The organism is Pseudomonas fluorescens, assembly GCF_002837185.1.
GTDB classification, from domain to species: domain Bacteria; phylum Pseudomonadota; class Gammaproteobacteria; order Pseudomonadales; family Pseudomonadaceae; genus Aquipseudomonas; species Aquipseudomonas fluorescens_AM.
Genome location: NZ_KZ477992.1, coordinates 150808 through 167672 on the forward strand (window position 1 = coordinate 150808; position 16865 = coordinate 167672).

Annotated in this window: 12 protein-coding genes and 2 tRNA genes; 5 read left to right on the forward strand and 9 right to left on the reverse strand. The window is 60.8% G+C overall.

Going from position 1 to position 16865, the window contains the following annotated elements; translation table 11 throughout:
- Positions 1-50: 50 nt before the first annotated feature.
- On the forward strand, positions 51-1460 hold the full coding sequence (thrC, locus tag CIB54_RS10365) for a threonine synthase (protein WP_101219727.1): 1410 nt from the start codon (positions 51-53) through the stop codon (positions 1458-1460).
- A gap of 85 nt (positions 1461-1545) precedes the next feature.
- Here thrC and CIB54_RS10370 read toward each other — a convergent pair whose 3' ends face one another.
- The gene (locus CIB54_RS10370; RefSeq protein ID WP_065895132.1) at positions 1546-1767 is read right to left on the reverse strand and encodes a hypothetical protein; all 222 of its coding nucleotides are present in this window, start codon (positions 1765-1767) and stop codon (positions 1546-1548) included.
- Positions 1768-2077: 310 nt separating this feature from the next.
- Here CIB54_RS10370 and CIB54_RS10375 point away from each other — a divergent pair, with 310 nt between their 5' ends.
- On the forward strand, positions 2078-2362 hold the full coding sequence (locus CIB54_RS10375) for a DUF3509 domain-containing protein (protein ID WP_101219728.1): 285 nt from the start codon (positions 2078-2080) through the stop codon (positions 2360-2362).
- A gap of 183 nt (positions 2363-2545) precedes the next feature.
- Here the strand turns inward: CIB54_RS10375 and CIB54_RS10380 are convergent, their stop codons facing one another.
- Complete coding sequence (locus tag CIB54_RS10380; protein WP_101219729.1) at positions 2546-3745, reverse strand: CaiB/BaiF CoA transferase family protein; 1200 nt, start codon at positions 3743-3745, stop codon at positions 2546-2548.
- 136 nt (positions 3746-3881) lie between these two features.
- On the opposite strand from CIB54_RS10380, the gene CIB54_RS10385 reads away from it, so the two are divergent.
- Positions 3882-4424 (forward strand): YaeQ family protein, encoded by a 543-nt coding sequence (locus CIB54_RS10385; RefSeq protein WP_065951307.1) that lies wholly within the window; start codon positions 3882-3884, stop codon positions 4422-4424.
- A gap of 112 nt (positions 4425-4536) precedes the next feature.
- Entirely contained in the window at positions 4537-6246 is a 1710-nt protein-coding gene (recJ, locus tag CIB54_RS10390) for a single-stranded-DNA-specific exonuclease RecJ (RefSeq protein WP_065951308.1), read from the forward strand.
- Positions 6247-6383: 137 nt separating this feature from the next.
- On the opposite strand, the gene CIB54_RS10395 is transcribed toward recJ, so the two are convergent.
- From CIB54_RS10395 to CIB54_RS10410, 4 genes are all read right to left on the reverse strand, one after another.
- Positions 6384-7664 (reverse strand): virulence factor family protein, encoded by a 1281-nt coding sequence (locus CIB54_RS10395; protein WP_101219730.1) that lies wholly within the window; start codon positions 7662-7664, stop codon positions 6384-6386.
- A complete protein-coding gene (gene mprF / locus CIB54_RS10400; RefSeq protein WP_065951310.1) occupies positions 7664-10306 on the reverse strand; it encodes a bifunctional lysylphosphatidylglycerol flippase/synthetase MprF in 2643 nt (880 codons plus the stop codon). Before mprF ends, CIB54_RS10395 begins: the two co-directional genes overlap by 1 nt.
- Positions 10307-10585: 279 nt before the next feature.
- A tRNA-Met gene (locus CIB54_RS10405) sits at positions 10586-10662 on the reverse strand.
- A 174-nt stretch (positions 10663-10836) separates the two neighbouring features.
- Positions 10837-10913 (reverse strand) — tRNA-Met (locus tag CIB54_RS10410).
- A gap of 278 nt (positions 10914-11191) precedes the next feature.
- Here CIB54_RS10410 and dinB point away from each other — a divergent pair.
- A complete protein-coding gene (dinB, locus tag CIB54_RS10415; protein WP_065951311.1) occupies positions 11192-12250 on the forward strand; it encodes a DNA polymerase IV in 1059 nt (352 codons plus the stop codon).
- Positions 12251-12421: 171 nt separating this feature from the next.
- Here the strand turns inward: dinB and CIB54_RS10420 are convergent, their stop codons facing one another.
- From CIB54_RS10420 to CIB54_RS10430, 3 genes are all read right to left on the reverse strand, one after another.
- A complete protein-coding gene (locus tag CIB54_RS10420) occupies positions 12422-13375 on the reverse strand; it encodes a hypothetical protein (RefSeq protein ID WP_065951312.1) in 954 nt (317 codons plus the stop codon).
- Positions 13376-13395: 20 nt separating this feature from the next.
- Complete coding sequence (locus tag CIB54_RS10425) at positions 13396-15111, reverse strand: proline--tRNA ligase (RefSeq protein ID WP_101219731.1); 1716 nt, start codon at positions 15109-15111, stop codon at positions 13396-13398.
- A 205-nt stretch (positions 15112-15316) separates the two neighbouring features.
- Complete coding sequence (locus tag CIB54_RS10430; protein ID WP_065951314.1) at positions 15317-16849, reverse strand: AmpG family muropeptide MFS transporter; 1533 nt, start codon at positions 16847-16849, stop codon at positions 15317-15319.
- Positions 16850-16865 lie beyond the last annotated feature (16 nt).

A 16865-nucleotide genomic window follows, 5' to 3' on the forward strand; every position in this document is an offset into this window, starting at 1 on the left:
CTTGCCGCTTGTAACTTGAAGCTTGAAGCCCAAACCGAAGGTTTGCCCCTATGCGCTATATCAGCACCCGCGGCCAGGCACCGGCCCTGAATTTCGAAGATGTTCTGCTGGCAGGCCTTGCCACCGACGGCGGCCTGTACGTGCCGGAGAACCTGCCACGCTTCACCCAGGAAGAAATCGCTTCCTGGGCCGGCCTGCCGTACCACGAGCTGGCATTCCGAGTGATGCGCCCGTTCGTCACCGGCAGCATTCCGGATGCGGATTTCAAGAAGATCCTGGAAGAAACGTACGGCGTGTTTTCCCACAGCGCCATTGCGCCCCTGCGCCAGTTGAACGGCAACGAGTGGGTGCTTGAGCTGTTCCACGGCCCGACCCTGGCGTTCAAGGACTTTGCCCTGCAATTGCTGGGTCGCCTGCTCGACTACGTACTGGAAAAACGCGGCGAGCGCGTAGTGATCATCGGCGCCACTTCCGGTGATACCGGCTCGGCGGCCATCGAAGGGTGCAAGCACTGCGAAAACGTCGACATCTTCATCCTGCACCCGCACAAGCGCGTCTCGGAGGTGCAGCGTCGCCAGATGACCACCATTTTCGGTGAGAACATCCACAACATCGCCATCGAAGGCAACTTCGATGACTGCCAGGAAATGGTCAAGAACAGCTTTGCCGACCAGAGTTTCCTCAAGGGCACGCGACTGGTGGCGGTAAACTCGATCAACTGGGCGCGGATCATGGCCCAGATCGTCTACTACTTCCACGCCTCCCTGCAGTTGGGCGGCCCGGCGCGTTCGGTGTCGTTCTCGGTGCCGACCGGCAACTTCGGCGACATCTTCGCCGGCTACCTGGCGCGCAACATGGGCCTGCCGATCAATCAGTTGATCGTCGCGACCAACCGCAACGACATCCTGCACCGCTTCATGAGCGGCAACGGGTACGTCAAGGAAACCCTGCACGCCACGCTGTCGCCGTCGATGGACATCATGGTGTCGTCGAACTTCGAACGCCTGCTGTTCGACATGCACGGTCGCAATGGCGCGGCGTTGGCCGAGCTGATGAACAGCTTCAAGCAAGGTGGCGGTTTCAGTGTCGAGCAAGAGCGCTGGACCGAAACCCGCAAGCTGTTCGACTCCCTGGCGGTGGACGACGCGCAGACCTGCGAAACCATCGCCGAGGTCTACGCCCAGACCGGCGAGTTGCTTGACCCGCACACGGCCATCGGTGTGAAGGCCGCCCGCGAGTGCCGTCGCAGCCTGGATGTCCCGATGGTGATCCTTGGCACTGCGCACCCGGTCAAATTCCCCGAAGCGGTGGAAAAGGCCGGTGTTGGCAAGGCCCTGGAGTTGCCGCAGCACCTGGCTGATCTGTTCGAGCGCGAAGAGCGTTGCACGGTGCTGGCTAACGACCTGAAGACTGTGCAGGCGTTTGTCAGCCAGCATGGCAATCGGGGCAAGCCGCTGTAAGGCGCACCGCGTAGACAACAACGCCGCTTTCCCTTCCCTGGGTCAGCGGCGTTTTTTGTTTCTGGCAGGCCCGGCAACGTGCTGTTTACAGGAGCAGTTTAATAGCCACTCCAGTGATTGAGGCAATCGTTGCGACCACGGCCATCGCTACGCCCATGGGGTACCAGAAAGTTTCGCAATTTATCTTCAGTGATTCCGATTTGAGCTTATCTTGCTCAGCCTGCATGCGTGATATTTCGGCATAGATGCGCCTTACATCGGCATGCATCCTCTCCATCGATGCTTGCTGTTCATTTTGTTCCAACATCATTTTCATCCTTCGCAATAAGGGCCTATGACATGCACTCTGCCTGCACGGCAGGGTGATCAGCGCTCACCGAGTATAGGATTCACGCCTGGCCTGCGCGCTCGGCGTAGCCCAAAACCGCAACCCATTGCGTAAGCAGTTATGTGTCGCCGTTTTTTGCCTGTCATGTTGCAAGCGCATGCTGGAGACGTCATCCCCGCACAACCCTTGAAAGACGAAAAAGCGAACTTTCCTACGTCACAACCAGTCACTAGGAGAGATGCAGCACCCGTTGAAACGATTGTTCCCGAACTATTGAGTGGTGATCGAGATGGAAAGTATCAGCCTGTTGCTCGAAGAAGCACTGAGCCCTTATCTGGTTACGCTGACCACCTCTGGTGTGCAGGGCGAATGCCTGGTGACCGTGAAGAACCCCGGTGGCGCCATCATGGTCGAGCGCGAATTCAACCGCGCACAGTTGACCGACAAGCGCGCGCTGGTGGATGTGGTGGATTGCCTGCTGCGCGATTTGAAAATCGCCGAAGGTCGACTTGAGCCCTCGGTCATCGCAGCCCTGCGAAACGCCGCCATGACACGAACCCCGGTGTGCGCATGAAGAATTATTTATCCTTCGAAACTTCCTACGGCATGGCCGGTCAGAGTTTGTAACAGCAAGAGCAAACATTGTGCTCCGGTGTTTGTGGCTTGTTGTACTGGTCTTTGTAGATCACGTTTAACCCCGAGTTGTCTCCCCACTCCTCGGGGTTTCTTTTTGCCTGGGATTTGGCACGGCGCGCGCTCAGATCGCGCCATCGGCACGCAGGCGGGCGATGGCCGCCGCGTCATAGCCCAGAGCGTTGAGCACCACAGTGTTGTGCTCGCCCAATTGCGGTCCTACCCATTCGCAGCTGCCTGGCGTATCCGACAGCTTGGGCACGATGCCGGGCATCTTGAAAGCCTTGCCACCCGGCAGTTGCGCGCTGAGGAACATCTCCCGGGCCAGGAACTGCGGGTCACCCAGCATGTCTTCGGCACTGTAGATGCGGCTGGCGGGCACCTGGGCCTGATTCAACTGCGCCATGACCTGCTCCAGCGGCAGGGCGTTGACCCAGCGATCGATCACCCCGTACAGCTCATCGCGGCGGCTGTCACGCCCGTCATTGCTGGCAAGCGCCGGGTCGTTCGCCAGATCGTCGCGGCCGATGGCGACCATGAAGCGCTTGAAGATCGCATCGCCATTGGCGCCAATCTGCACATGTTTGCCGTCGGCGCTGGTGTGGATCGAGGAGGGCGTAATACCCGGCATGATATTGCCGGTGCGTTCGCGAATGAAGCCGAACACGTCGAACTCGGGAATCATGCTTTCCATCATGGCGAAGATGGCTTCGTACAGCGCCACGTCCACCACCTGGCCGAGGCCACCGTTGACTTCACGATGACGCAGGGCCATCAGCGCACCGATCACCGCCCACAGCGCGGCAATCGAGTCACCGATGGAAATCCCGGTGCGCACGGGCGGGCGGTCTTCGAAGCCGGTGATGTAGCGCAAGCCGCCCATGGACTCGCCCACCGCGCCAAACCCCGGTTGGTCTTTCATTGGCCCGGTCTGGCCGAAGCCGGAAAGGCGCACCATCACCAGCCTGGGGTTCAGTGCGTGCAGGGTCTCCCAGCCCAGGCCGAGTTTTTCCAGCACGCCGGGGCGGAAGTTTTCGATCAGGATGTCGGCGTCGGCCAGCAATTGCTTGAGGATCGCCAGGCCATCCGGGTGCTTGAGGTTGAGGGTTAGCGACTGCTTGTTACGCGCCTGCACGAACCACCACAGCGAGGTGCCTTCATACAATTTGCGCCATTTGCGCAGGGGGTCGCCGCCGTCCGGGGATTCGACCTTGATCACCTCGGCGCCAAACTCGGCGCAGATACGTGAGGCAAACGGGCCGGCAATCAGGGTGCCGAGTTCGATGACTTTCAGGCCGGCAAGTGGTTTGGCATTAAGCGACATGGGGATCCTTGAGCGCGCGGGACGGTGACGTACTGCTTTTTAACATAGGCGGGCAGCCTGGATGCAGCGCAGTATTCGTTGATTGGCCTCGCCATCGGTTAGACTGGCCGCCTTTCCTTGTCTCCAGAGCCCGTTCATGGCCCAGCCGTCCACGACCTACAAATTCGAACTCAACCTCACCGACCTTGATCGTTCGGTGTACGAGAGCGTCAAACAGACCATCGCCCGCCACCCTTCGGAAACCGAAGAACGCATGACCGTGCGCCTGCTGGCCTACGCCCTCTGGTACAACGAGCAGTTGGCGTTCGGCCGTGGCTTGTCGGATGTCGACGAGCCGGCCCTGTGGGAAAAGAGCCTGGATGATCGGGTGTTGCACTGGATCGAAGTCGGCCAGCCGGATGCAGACCGCCTGACCTGGTGCTCGCGTCGCACCGAACGCACCAGCCTGCTGGCCTACGGCAGCCTGCGGGTGTGGGAAGGCAAGGTGGTGCCGGTGGCGAATAACCTGAAGAACGTGCATATCGCTGCCGTGCCGCAGGAAATTCTGGAGGTCCTGGCCAAGGACATGCCGCGCGTGATCAAGTGGGACGTGATGATCAGCGAAGGCACGATCTTCGTCACCGATGACCGTGGCCAGCATGAAGTGCAACTGCAATGGCTCGTTGGAGAGCGCGATTGAAGAGTTGCAGCTACAAGCGGCAAGCTTTTAGCTTGAAGCTTGAAGCTTGAAGCCTGAAGCCTGAAGCCTGAAGCCAGCTATTATTCCCCTACAGAGAACCCCCCAGCGTCCCATGCGTATCGATCCCCGTCCCTTGCCCGCCGTCCTGCCATTCCTCGGTGAATTGCCCCCGCTGCTGACCCGTCTCTACGCCGCGCGCGGGGTGCAATCGGAAGCCGAGCTGGACAAGAGCCTGGCGCGGTTGATTCCCTATCAGCAGCTCAAGGGCATCGATGCCGCCGTCGACCTGCTGGTGACGGCGCTGGAACAACGCCAGCGCATCCTGATCGTCGGTGACTTCGATGCCGACGGCGCCACCGCCAGCACCGTAGGTACACTGGGCCTGCGTTTGCTCGGTGCGGCCCATGTCGATTACCTGGTGCCCAACCGTTTTGAATACGGCTACGGCCTGACGCCGGAGATCGTTGCGGTGGCGCTGCAGCGCGAGCCGCAGTTGCTGATCACGGTGGACAACGGTATCTCCAGCGTCGAAGGCGTGGCGGCGGCGAAGGCGGCGGGGCTGAAGGTGCTGGTGACCGATCACCACTTGCCGGGCGACGAACTGCCGGCGGCGGACGCGATCGTCAATCCGAACCAGCCAGGCTGTGCGTTCCCCAGCAAGGCACTGGCCGGTGTGGGCGTGATCTTCTACGTACTGATGGCCCTGCGCGCGCGTTTGCGCAGCCTGGGCTGGTATGACAGCAGCCCGCAGCCGAACATTGGTGAACTGCTCGACCTGGTGGCCCTGGGCAGCGTCGCCGATGTGGTGCCGCTGGACGCCAACAACCGCATCCTGGTGCATCAAGGATTGGAGCGTATCCGCGCTGGCCGCGCGCGGCCGGGGATCAAGGCGATCCTTGAAGTGGCCAAGCGTGACCATGCCCGCATCACCTCCACCGACCTGGGCTTCATTCTCGGCCCACGGCTCAACGCGGCCGGGCGCCTGGACGATATGAGCCTGGGCATCGAATGCCTGCTGACCACCGATGTTGCCGCGGCGCGGGAAATGGCCGCGCAGTTGGACGGCATGAACCAGGACCGCAAATCCATCGAGCAAGGCATGCAGCGCGAAGCCCTGGCTCAACTCAAGGATTTGCCAGTGGAGTCAATGCCGTACGGCTTGTGCCTGTTCGACCCGGAGTGGCACCAGGGGGTGATCGGGATTCTGGCCTCGCGCATGAAAGAACGTTATTTCCGTCCCACCATCGCGTTTGCCGATGCCGGTGATGGCCTGCTCAAGGGCTCCGGGCGTTCAGTACAGGGCTTTCATATCCGTGACGCGCTGGCGGTGGTTGCCAGCCAGCACCCCAACCTGATCGCCAAATACGGCGGTCACGCGATGGCGGCGGGCCTGACCCTGCCCGAAGCGAACTTCCCCTTGTTTGCCGAGGCTTTCGATGCCGAAGTGCGTCGGCAACTGCGCGAAGAAGACCTCACCGGACGCCTGCTCTCCGATGGCACCCTGGCGGTGGAAGAGTTTCACCTGGAACTGGCGCGCGCGCTGCGCCATGCCGGCCCGTGGGGGCAGCACTTTCCCGAGCCGTTGTTTCACGGTGTGTTCCAGTTGGTGGAACAGCGGGTGGTCGGCGAGCGGCACTTGAAGGTGGTGCTCAAGAGCGAATGCGGGTCGGTGAAGCTTGATGGCATTGCGTTTGGGGTAGACCGTGAAGTCTGGCCGAACCCGACCGTGCGCTGGGTGGAGTTGGCCTACAAGCTGGATGTGAATGAGTTTCGTGGCAATGAGACGGTGCAGTTGATGATTGCGCATATCGAGCCGCGCTAGATCCAGCTGACAATGCAATACAACTGTGGGAGGGGGCTTGCCCCCGATAGCGGTGGATCAGTCACAACATCATTGACTGACACCATGCTATCGGGGGCAAGCCCCCTCCCACATTTAGTTTTGTGTATAGCCTGGGATTACTCGGCTTTGGCCTGGTGTTTCACGATGATATCCACCAACCGCTTGGCCAGCGCCGGATAGTTCTCATCGAAGTGATGCCCGCCCGGCAGCTTCATGGCTTCGCCCACGGCAGTCTTGTCGGTGCAGCCACTCTCGTCGACTTCTTCCGCGCCATAGATGCACACCACTTTTTCGGGGGGCAGCTTGGCCATTTCCGGGCCGGTCGCGGCTTCTTTGCCGGCGTTGCCCAGCCAGCCTTCCACTTCAATCTCAAAACTGCCGGTGCGGGCGAAGGCCAGCAGAATGATCGCGTCGACGCGTTGCTGTTCGTTTGCCGGCATACGGTTGTAGATGGCCGGCAGGACGTCGGCGCCGAACGAGTAACCGGTCAGCACGAAGCGCTTGGTGCCCCATTTCTGCCGGTAGTGCTGCATCAGTTCGGTAAGGTCCTTGGCGCTTTGTTCCGGGGTTTTGTGCTGCCAGTAGTAGCGCAGGGTGTCGATGCCGACCACCGGGTAGCCGATCTTCGCCATTTCGCCGGCCACGTCGCGGTCCAGGTCACGCCAGCCGCCGTCACCGGAGAGGAACAGGGTCACGGTGTCCTTGGCCTGACCGGCCGGCACTTCCACCACTGGAATCGCCAGGCCGCCGTTGTCCGAACCTACCAGTTGCTTGCGCAGCTCGTTGTTCAGCACTTGCGGGTAATGAATGTCGTAGTCGCTGATGCTGGTGGTGGCACGCGGTGTGTCACGAACGAAGCTGGCGCTTTCATCGTCAGGGTTGTCATTCCAGGCCACCAGCCAGTTGCCATGGGCGGCGGTTTTCGGCAGCGGGTCGTTGCAGCCTTCCTGTTTCAGGGCAAAGCCGACGGAAATGGCGTTGGCCTTGTCGTCGTTCTGTGTGGCCAGCCAGCGCCAGGCGAGCGCTGCGCCAGGGCCAATGCCGCTGACCAGGGTCGCCGGGCCTTTAAGCTGGGCCAGGGCGCTCTGCAGCGCTTGCGCCTGCAGCTTGCAGTCATCCTTGGGCAGAATCACCTGAACGAGCTGCGCCGAGCCACCCTGGCTGAGGGCGATCAGTTGGCTGTCGGTGAGGGTTTCGTCGGCCATCACGGCCACTGCCACGCGGGCCTTCACCGCGCCGGCAGGGCTGACGCGGGTCATCACCGAGCCATCGGCCTGGGGCATTTGCTCCAGGGTCGGCTGTGGAGCAGGGCGGTTCCAGTACCAGTAACCGCCGCCCAGGATCAGCGCGAGCAGCACCACAACAGCCAATACATACCGCCAGGAGCGTCGAATCATCAGCGTTTCACCAATCCAGTCAAGCCGCCCGCGATCAGGGCGGCGGTATCGGCCAGTGCCACCAGCGGATCAAGTCCTGCGGGCACGGCCATGTAACGGGGTTCCCAGTCAGGCTGGAACTTGTCTTTGAAGCGGCGCAAACCTTGGAAGTTATACAGTTGCTCGCCACGGCGGAACACCATCGAGCCCAAGCGTTGGGTCAGTGGCGCGCCACGCCGGGGTTGCAGGCCCGACAACGGCACCATGCCGAGGCTGAAGCGGGCGTAGCCGTGACTCTTATAATGTTGAATCAGACCGACCATCATGAACTCCATGGTCAGCTTCGGTGCGTCCGGGTGGGCGCGCATCAGGTCGAGACTGGCCAGGTCATGGTTGTACGTCTCGAGCAGGTTGGCGAAGGCCACCGGGCGCCCTTCGAAGCGAATGATCGCGATACGGAAGTGCTTGAGGTAGTCGTCGCTGAAGCGGCCCAGGGAGAAGCCCTTTTCGCGCACATTCTTACCGGTTAGCCAGGCGTCCGAGATAACTTTTAATTCATCCATCGGCGCCGTGCCCGGCTCGCAGATCTCCAGGGACAGACCGTCGCGGGTGCCACGGTTCCAGGTGTAGCGCAAATCCTTCATTTCCTTGCCCTTGGCTTCCAGGTCAAAGCGTTTCAGGTCGACGCGGGCCTCTTCGCCCAGCTTGATCGCGGTGAGTCCGATATCCATGTAGTACGGCAGGTTCTCGGCGCGCACTTGATAGAACACCGGCCGTGCGTGGTGAATGTCGCACAGGTCGCGGAACTGCCAGATCATCTCGGCGCGCGGCTGGGTCGGCCCGATCGGATCATACAAGGCCACCAGGCTGCGCCCTCGACGGGCATACATCAGGAAGGCTTCATCATTAGGGTGGAACAGCAACGCCTTGTCGCCGGTCAGCGCCAGGCCGCCGTCGGGTTGCGAGGAGGCCATCAGGATTTTGGAGGCGCGCTCGAGTTCGTCCGGGGTCGGCAGATGGATGACCGGGCGTGCGGTACGCAGCAGCCAGGTCAGCGACACGATCACCAGCAGGACGGCGGCACCCAGCAACGAACGCAAGCCGCGTGGGGCGTTGGCATCGAGGGTGAACTGCCACCACAGTTGATGACTGTAGGGCACGTCCTGATAGGCGAACAGCAGCAGCCAGATCGACGCGCCCAGCACGCACACGCTGGCCACCAGGTACAGCGGTGAGAAGGGCAGTTCGGTCAAGCGGCTGGCGCGGTAGAACGAGCGTCGGAAGATCGCCAGCAGCACGGCGGTCATGGTCATCAGGCTGGCTTCTTCCCAGTCGAAGCCCTTGAGCAACGAGAGCAGGGCGCCTACCAGCAGCAGCACCATGGTCAGCATCCAGGCCGCCGACAGACGTCGACGCAAGCCTTGGGCCAGCAGCAGGCACAGCACGCCGATCAGGCTGGCACCGAAGTGCGACGCGTCAATCAGGCGGTGGGGAATCAGGAAGCCGATGTTTTCCAGGCGTGAATCGATCTCCGGCGTGGCGCCGGAAAACAGCAGGACCACGCCGGACAAAAAAACCAGTACGGCCAGCACCGGTGCCGCAAGGCCGGAGGCGACGCGCAGGCTCTGCTGGGTCTGGAACAGGCGCTGGGCCTCGTTGACCAGCAGGAAGATACAGGCGATCAGCAGCGGCAATACCACGTAGATCATCCGGTACAGCAGCAGGGCGGCGGCCAGTGGCGCCGCGCCGAGTTTGTCGGCGAAGGCCGCCAGCAGGATCGCTTCGAACACCCCCACGCCACCCGGTACGTGGCTGAGTACGCCGGCGGCCAGGGCCAGCAGGTACACCAGCAGGAACGGGCCGAAGGGTGGCGCTTCCGGCAGCAGCAGATAAAGGACGGTGGCGGCGGCAGCGACATCCAGTGCGGTGATGATCAACTGCAGGAACGTCAAGCGCCGGCCAGGCAGGCGCAGGGTGCGGCGCCCGGCCTTGACCAGCAGGTTATCCGGGTAGGGTTGTTCCGGCAGGCGACGGCGATAGATGCCGATGCACAGCATGGCCGACAACAGCAGTACAGCACCGGCAACACCGCCCAGCAGGCTTTGCGATAAATGCAGGTAGGTCGATGCCGCCGGCAGGTTGCTCAGTGTGGCCAAAGCGGCCAGGGGGGGAAGCGCGCAGCCCAGCGCCAGGCTGGCGAACACGGTCATGTGCGCGACTTCCGAAGCACCGATGCCGTGGCGTGCATAGAGACGGTAGCGCACCGAGCCGCCCGAGAGCATCGACAAGCCAATGGCGTTGCCGATGGCAAAGGCGGTGAAGCCCCCCAGTGCCAGGGTCTTGGCGGGCAGTTTCACGCCGGCATAACGTGCGCCGGAAAATTCGTAGCCCAACAGAATGATGAAACCGGCCACCGCCGCCGCAAACGCGCCGAGCAAGGCAGGCTTGGGGACTTCCAGGATCGAGTCGTGGAGGGCGTAGAGATCGAGTTCCAACAACAGATGTCGGCAGGCGATCAGAGCAATGGCAAACAGCAGCAAGGTCACGGCCAGGCCGATGGGCTGACGGTATTTGCTCAACAGATCCAACCAACGCAATCGGGTGGGAGGGATCGGTTGTTCCGCTGTGACAGTGTCTTGTGGTTCAGACGAGTTGGCGCGCATCAATCACCTCGTGGATTGTGCGCGACAGGATGGGGGTATCCAGCCAAGTTACCAATCCCTATGGACAAAATAATTACAAATATTAACGCGGATCACCGAGTGCGGCGACTGCGGCCATTGGTCGTAGAGGGTAGTGCTTGAGCATTGAGCATAGCGTGCAATGAGATGGACTCTGCAAACCGTCTACGGTTTCATGAAAGATGCCATGCCATTGTTTCAGAAGAACTTTTTCACCGGATACAAAAAAGGCCACTCTTTCGAGTAGCCTTTTTTGATGTTTGGTTGCGGGAGCCGGATTTGAACCGACGACCTTCGGGTTATGAGCCCGACGAGCTACCAGACTGCTCCATCCCGCGTCTGTGGGCGGCATTCTACAGTCCAGCGCCGAGGTGTCAACCGTTAATGCTGCAATGGCTCAAATAAGTGGGTTTTATTCAAAATCAATGCCTTGGCACCGCCCATGTAAGGGGAGGGGTAAAAACAGGCGCGCACAAAAAAGGCCACTCTTTCGAGTAGCCTTTTTTGATGTTTGGTTGCGGGAGCCGGATTTGAACCGACGACCTTCGGGTTATGAGCCCGACGAGCTACCAGACTGCTCCATCCCGCGTCTGTGTGTCGGCATTCTACAGAGGAACGCGAGTGTGTCAACCCTGAAATCGAACAAAAGCGCTTGCGGTTCAATTGGTTAGCTCTCCAAGGCAGGCTTGCGGAGGGCGCGGGGCCAGTCAGGCCAGGGCTTTCAGCTCTATTGGAAGGTCGAATTCGATTGAGAAAACCAATTCATCTGGGATATTTCCTACCGCTCAGGCGGAAGATTCAAACTACTGGTGCTATATACAGGGGTGAATGCGATACTGGCCACCCGTTGATTCACATCCCGTTTATATGACGCAGCGCAAAATCATCCACGTCGACTGTGATTGCTTCTACGCCGCCATCGAGATGCGCGACGACCCGAGCCTGGCGCAAAAACCCTTGGCTGTCGGTGGCTCGGCAGATCGGCGGGGGGTGATCGCTACGTGCAATTACGAAGCGCGGGCTTACGGGGTGCGCTCGGCGATGTCATCGCGTCACGCGTTGAAGCTGTGCCCGGACCTGACGATCGTCAAGCCGCGTATGGATGCCTATAAAGAAGCGTCGAAGGAAATCCAGACGATCTTTCGCGACTACACCGACCTGATCGAGCCGTTGTCGCTGGATGAAGCCTACCTCGACGTCTCCGACAGCCCGCATTTTGGCGGCAGTGCCACGCGCATCGCCCAGGACATTCGCCGGCGTGTGTCCAATCAGTTGCACATCACCGTGTCTGCCGGCGTGGCGCCCAACAAGTTTCTGGCCAAGATCGCCAGCGATTGGAAGAAACCCAACGGCCTGTTTGTGATTACCCCGGACCAGATCGAAGATTTTGTCTCGCAGTTGCGGGTGAGTAAATTGCATGGAGTGGGCAAGGTCACCGCCGACAAGCTGGCGCGCCTGGGCATTGAGGATTGCCTGCAATTGCGTGAGTGGAACAAGCTGGCGCTGGTGCGCGAATTCGGCAGTTTCGGGGAGCGTCTCTGGAGCCTTGCCCGTGGGATCGATGACCGCGTGGTGCAGAACGACAGTCGGCGGCAATCTATCAGTGTCGAAAATACCTACGATGTGGACTTGCCGGATCTTTCCAGCTGTCTGGCCAAGCTGCCTGAGTTGATGGAAACCCTGGCTGGGCGCATGGCGCGTATCGACAGCAGCTACCGGGCAGGCAAGCCGTTCGTGAAGGTCAAGTTCCATGACTTCACCCAGACCACCCTGGAGCAGGCCGGGGCAGGTCGGGATCTGCAGAGTTATGAACAGCTGATGACCCAGGCGTTCAACCGTGGTGGGAAACCAGTGCGATTGTTGGGGATCGGGGTGAGGTTGCTGGATTTGAGCAGCGGCAACGAACAGCTCGAGTTGTCCTGGTAGAACCCCTGGTAGAACCCCTGGTAGAACCCGGGATTAAAAAATGTGAGAGATCCAAATGTGGGAGGGGGCTTGCCCCCGATAGCGGGGTGTCAGTGTCAGATGTACTGACTGACACACTGCAATCGGGGGCAAGCCCCCTCCCACATTTGGATCTTGGAACGGTCTGAAAACTCAGCGTGGGCCAGGATCTGCGACGAGTCGCCCCGCATCCTTGGCCAGTGCCTGCAAAAACTCCTGCTGCAATTCCGGATCGTTGCGCGTCAGTTCAATCAGGCTTTGCTCAAGCTCGCTGGCTTCTTCTTCCAGGCCCAGCTCCGAGAGGCGCTTGACCCGGTGCACCCACTGGTTGACTTCGTCGTCTTCCAAATCGTCATAGATCAGGCCATGGGCTTCCAGCAATTTGCCGCGCAGGGTGTTGCTGATCGCCAGGGTCGAATCCGTGTGCACATCGTCCTGGCCGTCTTCCACGCTGATCTTCAAGGTGGTGACGCGGTTCAGGTCCTGCTCGGCAAACGGACTGTCCAACAGGTTCAGGCGCAGGACGCCGTCGCGGTCAGTGGTCAGTTCATGGGTCTGTTTGCCGGCGGTGACCTGTACCGGGCGTTCGCTCCAGGGCAGGCTCGAATATTCCAGGCGCTTGTCACGCTGCACTTCATCGATAGCCGCGAGGTTCTGCTGCGCACGACCGTGGGATTGCACGTTCATGAACGGGTTGATGCCGTCCACGCCGTAGCTCAGCCAATCGTGCGTCATGCTGGCAGGCAGGTTGCCGAGGGCGAAGATATTCGCCACATTGGCCCCCGCGCCGGCCACCAACGCAACGGCACCCAGTGGCATCTCATAGAGTTTGCGCCAGGGCTGGTAGGGCGTGTAGCGGTCGTAACGCCTTGTGACTTCGAATTCGGTGACCTCGAAAGTCTTTTGCTCGTGAATCCGAACCCGACGTTGCGGCAGCTCCAGCACTTTGGGCTCACCCACATCGATCTGCAGGCTGTGGTCGAGCAACTTGCGCTCGACCCGCTCCTCGTGCTCACTGCGTTGCGACATCTGGTTGGCGCAGCCGCTGACCAGCAGGGCGCCGCACAAGGCGGCGCCCCCCAGGGCTCTGGTGTTTCGCTTGAACATGACTTCTCTTGATCTGGTTTTCAGCGACGAATACGCGCCTGAAGGAAAGACAGCACGTCAGCCACCGGCAACGGTTGGGCCTCGGCTTCGGTCCGGCTCTTGTATTCCAGATTGCCATCGGCCAGGCCGCGGTCACTGACCACGATCCGGTGCGGGATGCCAATCAGCTCCATGTCGGCGAACTTGATGCCCGGGCTGGTTTTCTTGTCCCGGTCATCGAGCAGCACTTCAAAACCGGCGGCCGTCAGTTCGGCATACAGTTTGTCGGTGGCTTCGCGTACTTGCTCGGTTTCATAGCGCAACGGCACCAGCGCAACCTGGAACGGCGCCAGCGCGTCGCTCCAGATAATGCCTTTCTCGTCGTTGTTCTGCTCGATGGCAGCGGCGACCACACGGGAAACGCCAATGCCGTAGCAGCCCATGTCCAGGGTGATCGGCTTGCCGTTCTCGCCCAGTACTTCGCACTTCATCGCCTTGCTGTACTTGTTGCCCAGCTGGAAGATGTGCCCGACTTCGATGCCGCGCTTGATCTCCAGGGTGCCCTTGCCATCCGGGCTCGGGTCGCCGGCCACGACGTTGCGCAGGTCGGCCACGGTCGGCACCGGCAGGTCGCGCTCCCAGTTCACGCCGAAGTAGTGCTTGTCGTCGATGTTGGCGCCGATACCGAAGTCGCTCATCAGCTCGACGGAACGGTCGATGATGATCGGCAGCGGCAGGTTCAGCGGGCCGAGGGAGCCGGCGCCGGCGCCAATGGCGTCGCGCAGTTCGGCATCGGTGGCCATGGCCAGCGGACTTGCCACGCCAGGCTGCTGGGCCGCCTTGATTTCGTTGAGCTCGTGGTCGCCACGGATCACCAGGGCGATCAGCTTGCCTTCTTCTTCGGCACGCACGATCAGGGTCTTGATGGTCTTTTCAATCGGCAGATTGAATTTTTCCACCAGGGCCGCGATGGTCTTGGTGTCCGGGGTATCGACCAGGCGCAGCTCTTCAGCCGGCGCCGGGCGCGAGGTTTCACGTGGTACGGCTTCGGCTTTTTCGACGTTCGCCGCGTAGTCCGAACCATTGCTGAACGCAATGTCGTCTTCGCCGGATTCGGCCAGCACGTGGAACTCGTGGGAGCCGGCACCGCCGATGGAGCCGTTGTCCGCCTCAACCGGGCGGAATTTCAGGCCCAGGCGCGTGAAGATATTGCAGTAGGCCTGGTGCATGCGGTCGTAGGTCGCCTGCAACGACGCCTGGTCGGCGTGGAACGAATAGGCGTCCTTCATGATGAATTCACGGCCGCGCATCAAACCGAAGCGTGGGCGGATCTCATCACGGAATTTGGTCTGGATCTGATACAGGTTCAGCGGCAGTTGTTTATAGCTGCTCAACTCATTGCGCATCAGGTCGGTAATGACTTCTTCGTGGGTCGGGCCGGCGCAGAAATCGCGGCCATGACGGTCCTTGAAGCGCAGCAGCTCGGGGCCGTACTCTTCCCAGCGTCCGGATTCCTGCCACAGTTCAGCCGGTTGGGTGCTCGGCATCAACACTTCCAGAGAGCCGGCGGCGTTCATTTCTTCACGAACGATGGCTTCGACCTTGCGCATCACCTTCAAGCCCATGGGCAGCCAGGTGTACAGGCCCGAGGCCAGTTTGCGGATCATGCCGGCGCGCAGCATCAGCTGATGGCTGATCACAACCGCGTCGGAAGGCGTTTCTTTCTGTGTGGCGAGCAAATATTGACTGGTACGCATGGTAGGCCGTTGTCGGTTGCTTGGACTTGAAATGACTTGGGATTGTACGGGCGGTTGCTGCTGGAGTACAGGCGTGACATTGCGGGGGATCTGACTGACTGTAGAAGATCCAAATGTGGGAGGGGGCTTGCCCCCGATAGCGGTGTTTGAGCGACGAGATACTCAGCTGTCCCACCGCAATCGGGGGCAAGCCCCCTCCCACATTTCAGTCTTCTGCAGGTGGATTCAACCGGGCGCGCCGGTTTTCCTGGAACCAGTGCAGCGCAATCAGGAACAGCGTCGGCACCCCCAGCAGGCAGGTGATCATGAAGAAGTTGTGATAGCCGAACTTCTCCACCATCACCCCCGAATACCCGCCGATCAGGCGCGGCAGCAACAGCATGATCGAGCTGAGCAGGGCGTATTGGGTGGCGGAGAACTTGAGGTTGGTCAGGCTCGACAGGTAGGCGACAAACGCCGATGTGGCCAGGCCCGAGCTGAAGTTATCCAGGGAAATGGTGACAATCAGCATCTGCAGGTCGGGGCCCATGTCGGCGAGCATCACGAACAACAGATTGGTGCCGGCCGAGGCCACGCCGCCGATGAACAGGATCGGCAGGATACCGAACCGCACGATCAACAGGCCACCCATACCGGCGCCGATCAGGGTCATGATCAGGCCGAAGATCTTGCTGACCCCGGCAATCTGGTCCTTGGTGAAACCCTGGTCGATATAGAACACGTTGGCCATCACGCCCATGACGGTGTCGGACATGCGATAGGAGGCGATCAACCCGAGCAGCAGCAACGCCTGCCAGCGGTAGCGCAGGATAAAGTCGTTGACCGGCGTCAGCACCGGCGCCAGGCCGCGCCGGCCCATGGCGGAGAGACACATCGCAGTCAGCAGGATATAGAGGATGGCGCGCAGGAATGCGCGGTCTTCCATCAACAATTCCCACAGGCTCACGCCCTCGAACAGCACGCTGGCGAAGTCAGTGTTGTACAGCTGGGTAAACATCGCCGGCACGGACACCAGCAGCACGATCAGCACGAACACCGACACCAGCTGATGCGCGAAGCTGTAGCGCCCGGCCTGCAACTGGGTGCGCAGCGGCACGTTGGGTTCGCGCATGAACAAGGTGGTGAGCAGCGCCGGGACCATCAACACGCCGAACAGCACATAGGTGCCGGTCCAGGCCGAATGTTTATAGTTGAAACCGGTGGAACCGAAGCCCTCTGCAAAGAACAGCGCACCGGCCGTGGCCAGCAGGGCGGCGATGCGATAACCGGACATATAACTGGCGGCCAGGGCGGCCTGGCGGTTGTCGTCAGCGATTTCCAGGCGGTAGGCATCGACGGCGATGTCCTGGGTGGCCGACGCGAATGCAACGACGACGGCAATAGCGATCAACCAGGACAAGTGTTTTTGCGGGTCACAAAAGCCCATGCCGATCAATCCGAGGATCACCAGCGACTGGGAGAGCACCAGCCAGGAACGCCGGCGCCCGAGTTTTCCGAGCAATGGCAGGCGCCATTGGTCGAGCAGCGGCGACCAGACCCATTTGAAGGCGTAGGCCAGCCCGATCAGGCTTGCATAACCGATGGTCTCGCGGGCAACGCCTGCTTCGCGCAACCACACGGAAAGCGTCGAGAACACCAACATATAAGGCAGGCCGGCAGCGAAACCGAGCAACAACAGCACTAACGTCGAGGGGCTGGCATAGGCGGCGAGCGCGGCGCGCCAGGTTTTACGGGGCATGGGCTGGAGTCTGCCT

What these genes read in the sequence shown, in the direction of transcription:
- thrC (WP_101219727.1), top strand. Translation starts at nt 51, where the DNA reads ATGCGCTATATCAGCACCCGCGGCCAGGCACCGGCCCTGAATTTCGAA.
- CIB54_RS10370 (WP_065895132.1), bottom strand. Translation starts at nt 1,767, where the DNA reads ATGTTGGAACAAAATGAACAGCAAGCATCGATGGAGAGGATGCATGCC.
- CIB54_RS10375 (WP_101219728.1), top strand. Translation starts at nt 2,078, where the DNA reads ATGGAAAGTATCAGCCTGTTGCTCGAAGAAGCACTGAGCCCTTATCTG.
- CIB54_RS10380 (WP_101219729.1), bottom strand. Translation starts at nt 3,745, where the DNA reads ATGTCGCTTAATGCCAAACCACTTGCCGGCCTGAAAGTCATCGAACTC.
- CIB54_RS10385 (WP_065951307.1), top strand. Translation starts at nt 3,882, where the DNA reads ATGGCCCAGCCGTCCACGACCTACAAATTCGAACTCAACCTCACCGAC.
- recJ (WP_065951308.1), top strand. Translation starts at nt 4,537, where the DNA reads ATGCGTATCGATCCCCGTCCCTTGCCCGCCGTCCTGCCATTCCTCGGT.
- CIB54_RS10395 (WP_101219730.1), bottom strand. Translation starts at nt 7,664, where the DNA reads ATGATTCGACGCTCCTGGCGGTATGTATTGGCTGTTGTGGTGCTGCTC.
- mprF (WP_065951310.1), bottom strand. Translation starts at nt 10,306, where the DNA reads ATGCGCGCCAACTCGTCTGAACCACAAGACACTGTCACAGCGGAACAA.
- dinB (WP_065951311.1), top strand. Translation starts at nt 11,192, where the DNA reads ATGACGCAGCGCAAAATCATCCACGTCGACTGTGATTGCTTCTACGCC.
- CIB54_RS10420 (WP_065951312.1), bottom strand. Translation starts at nt 13,375, where the DNA reads ATGTTCAAGCGAAACACCAGAGCCCTGGGGGGCGCCGCCTTGTGCGGC.
- CIB54_RS10425 (WP_101219731.1), bottom strand. Translation starts at nt 15,111, where the DNA reads ATGCGTACCAGTCAATATTTGCTCGCCACACAGAAAGAAACGCCTTCC.
- CIB54_RS10430 (WP_065951314.1), bottom strand. Translation starts at nt 16,849, where the DNA reads ATGCCCCGTAAAACCTGGCGCGCCGCGCTCGCCGCCTATGCCAGCCCC.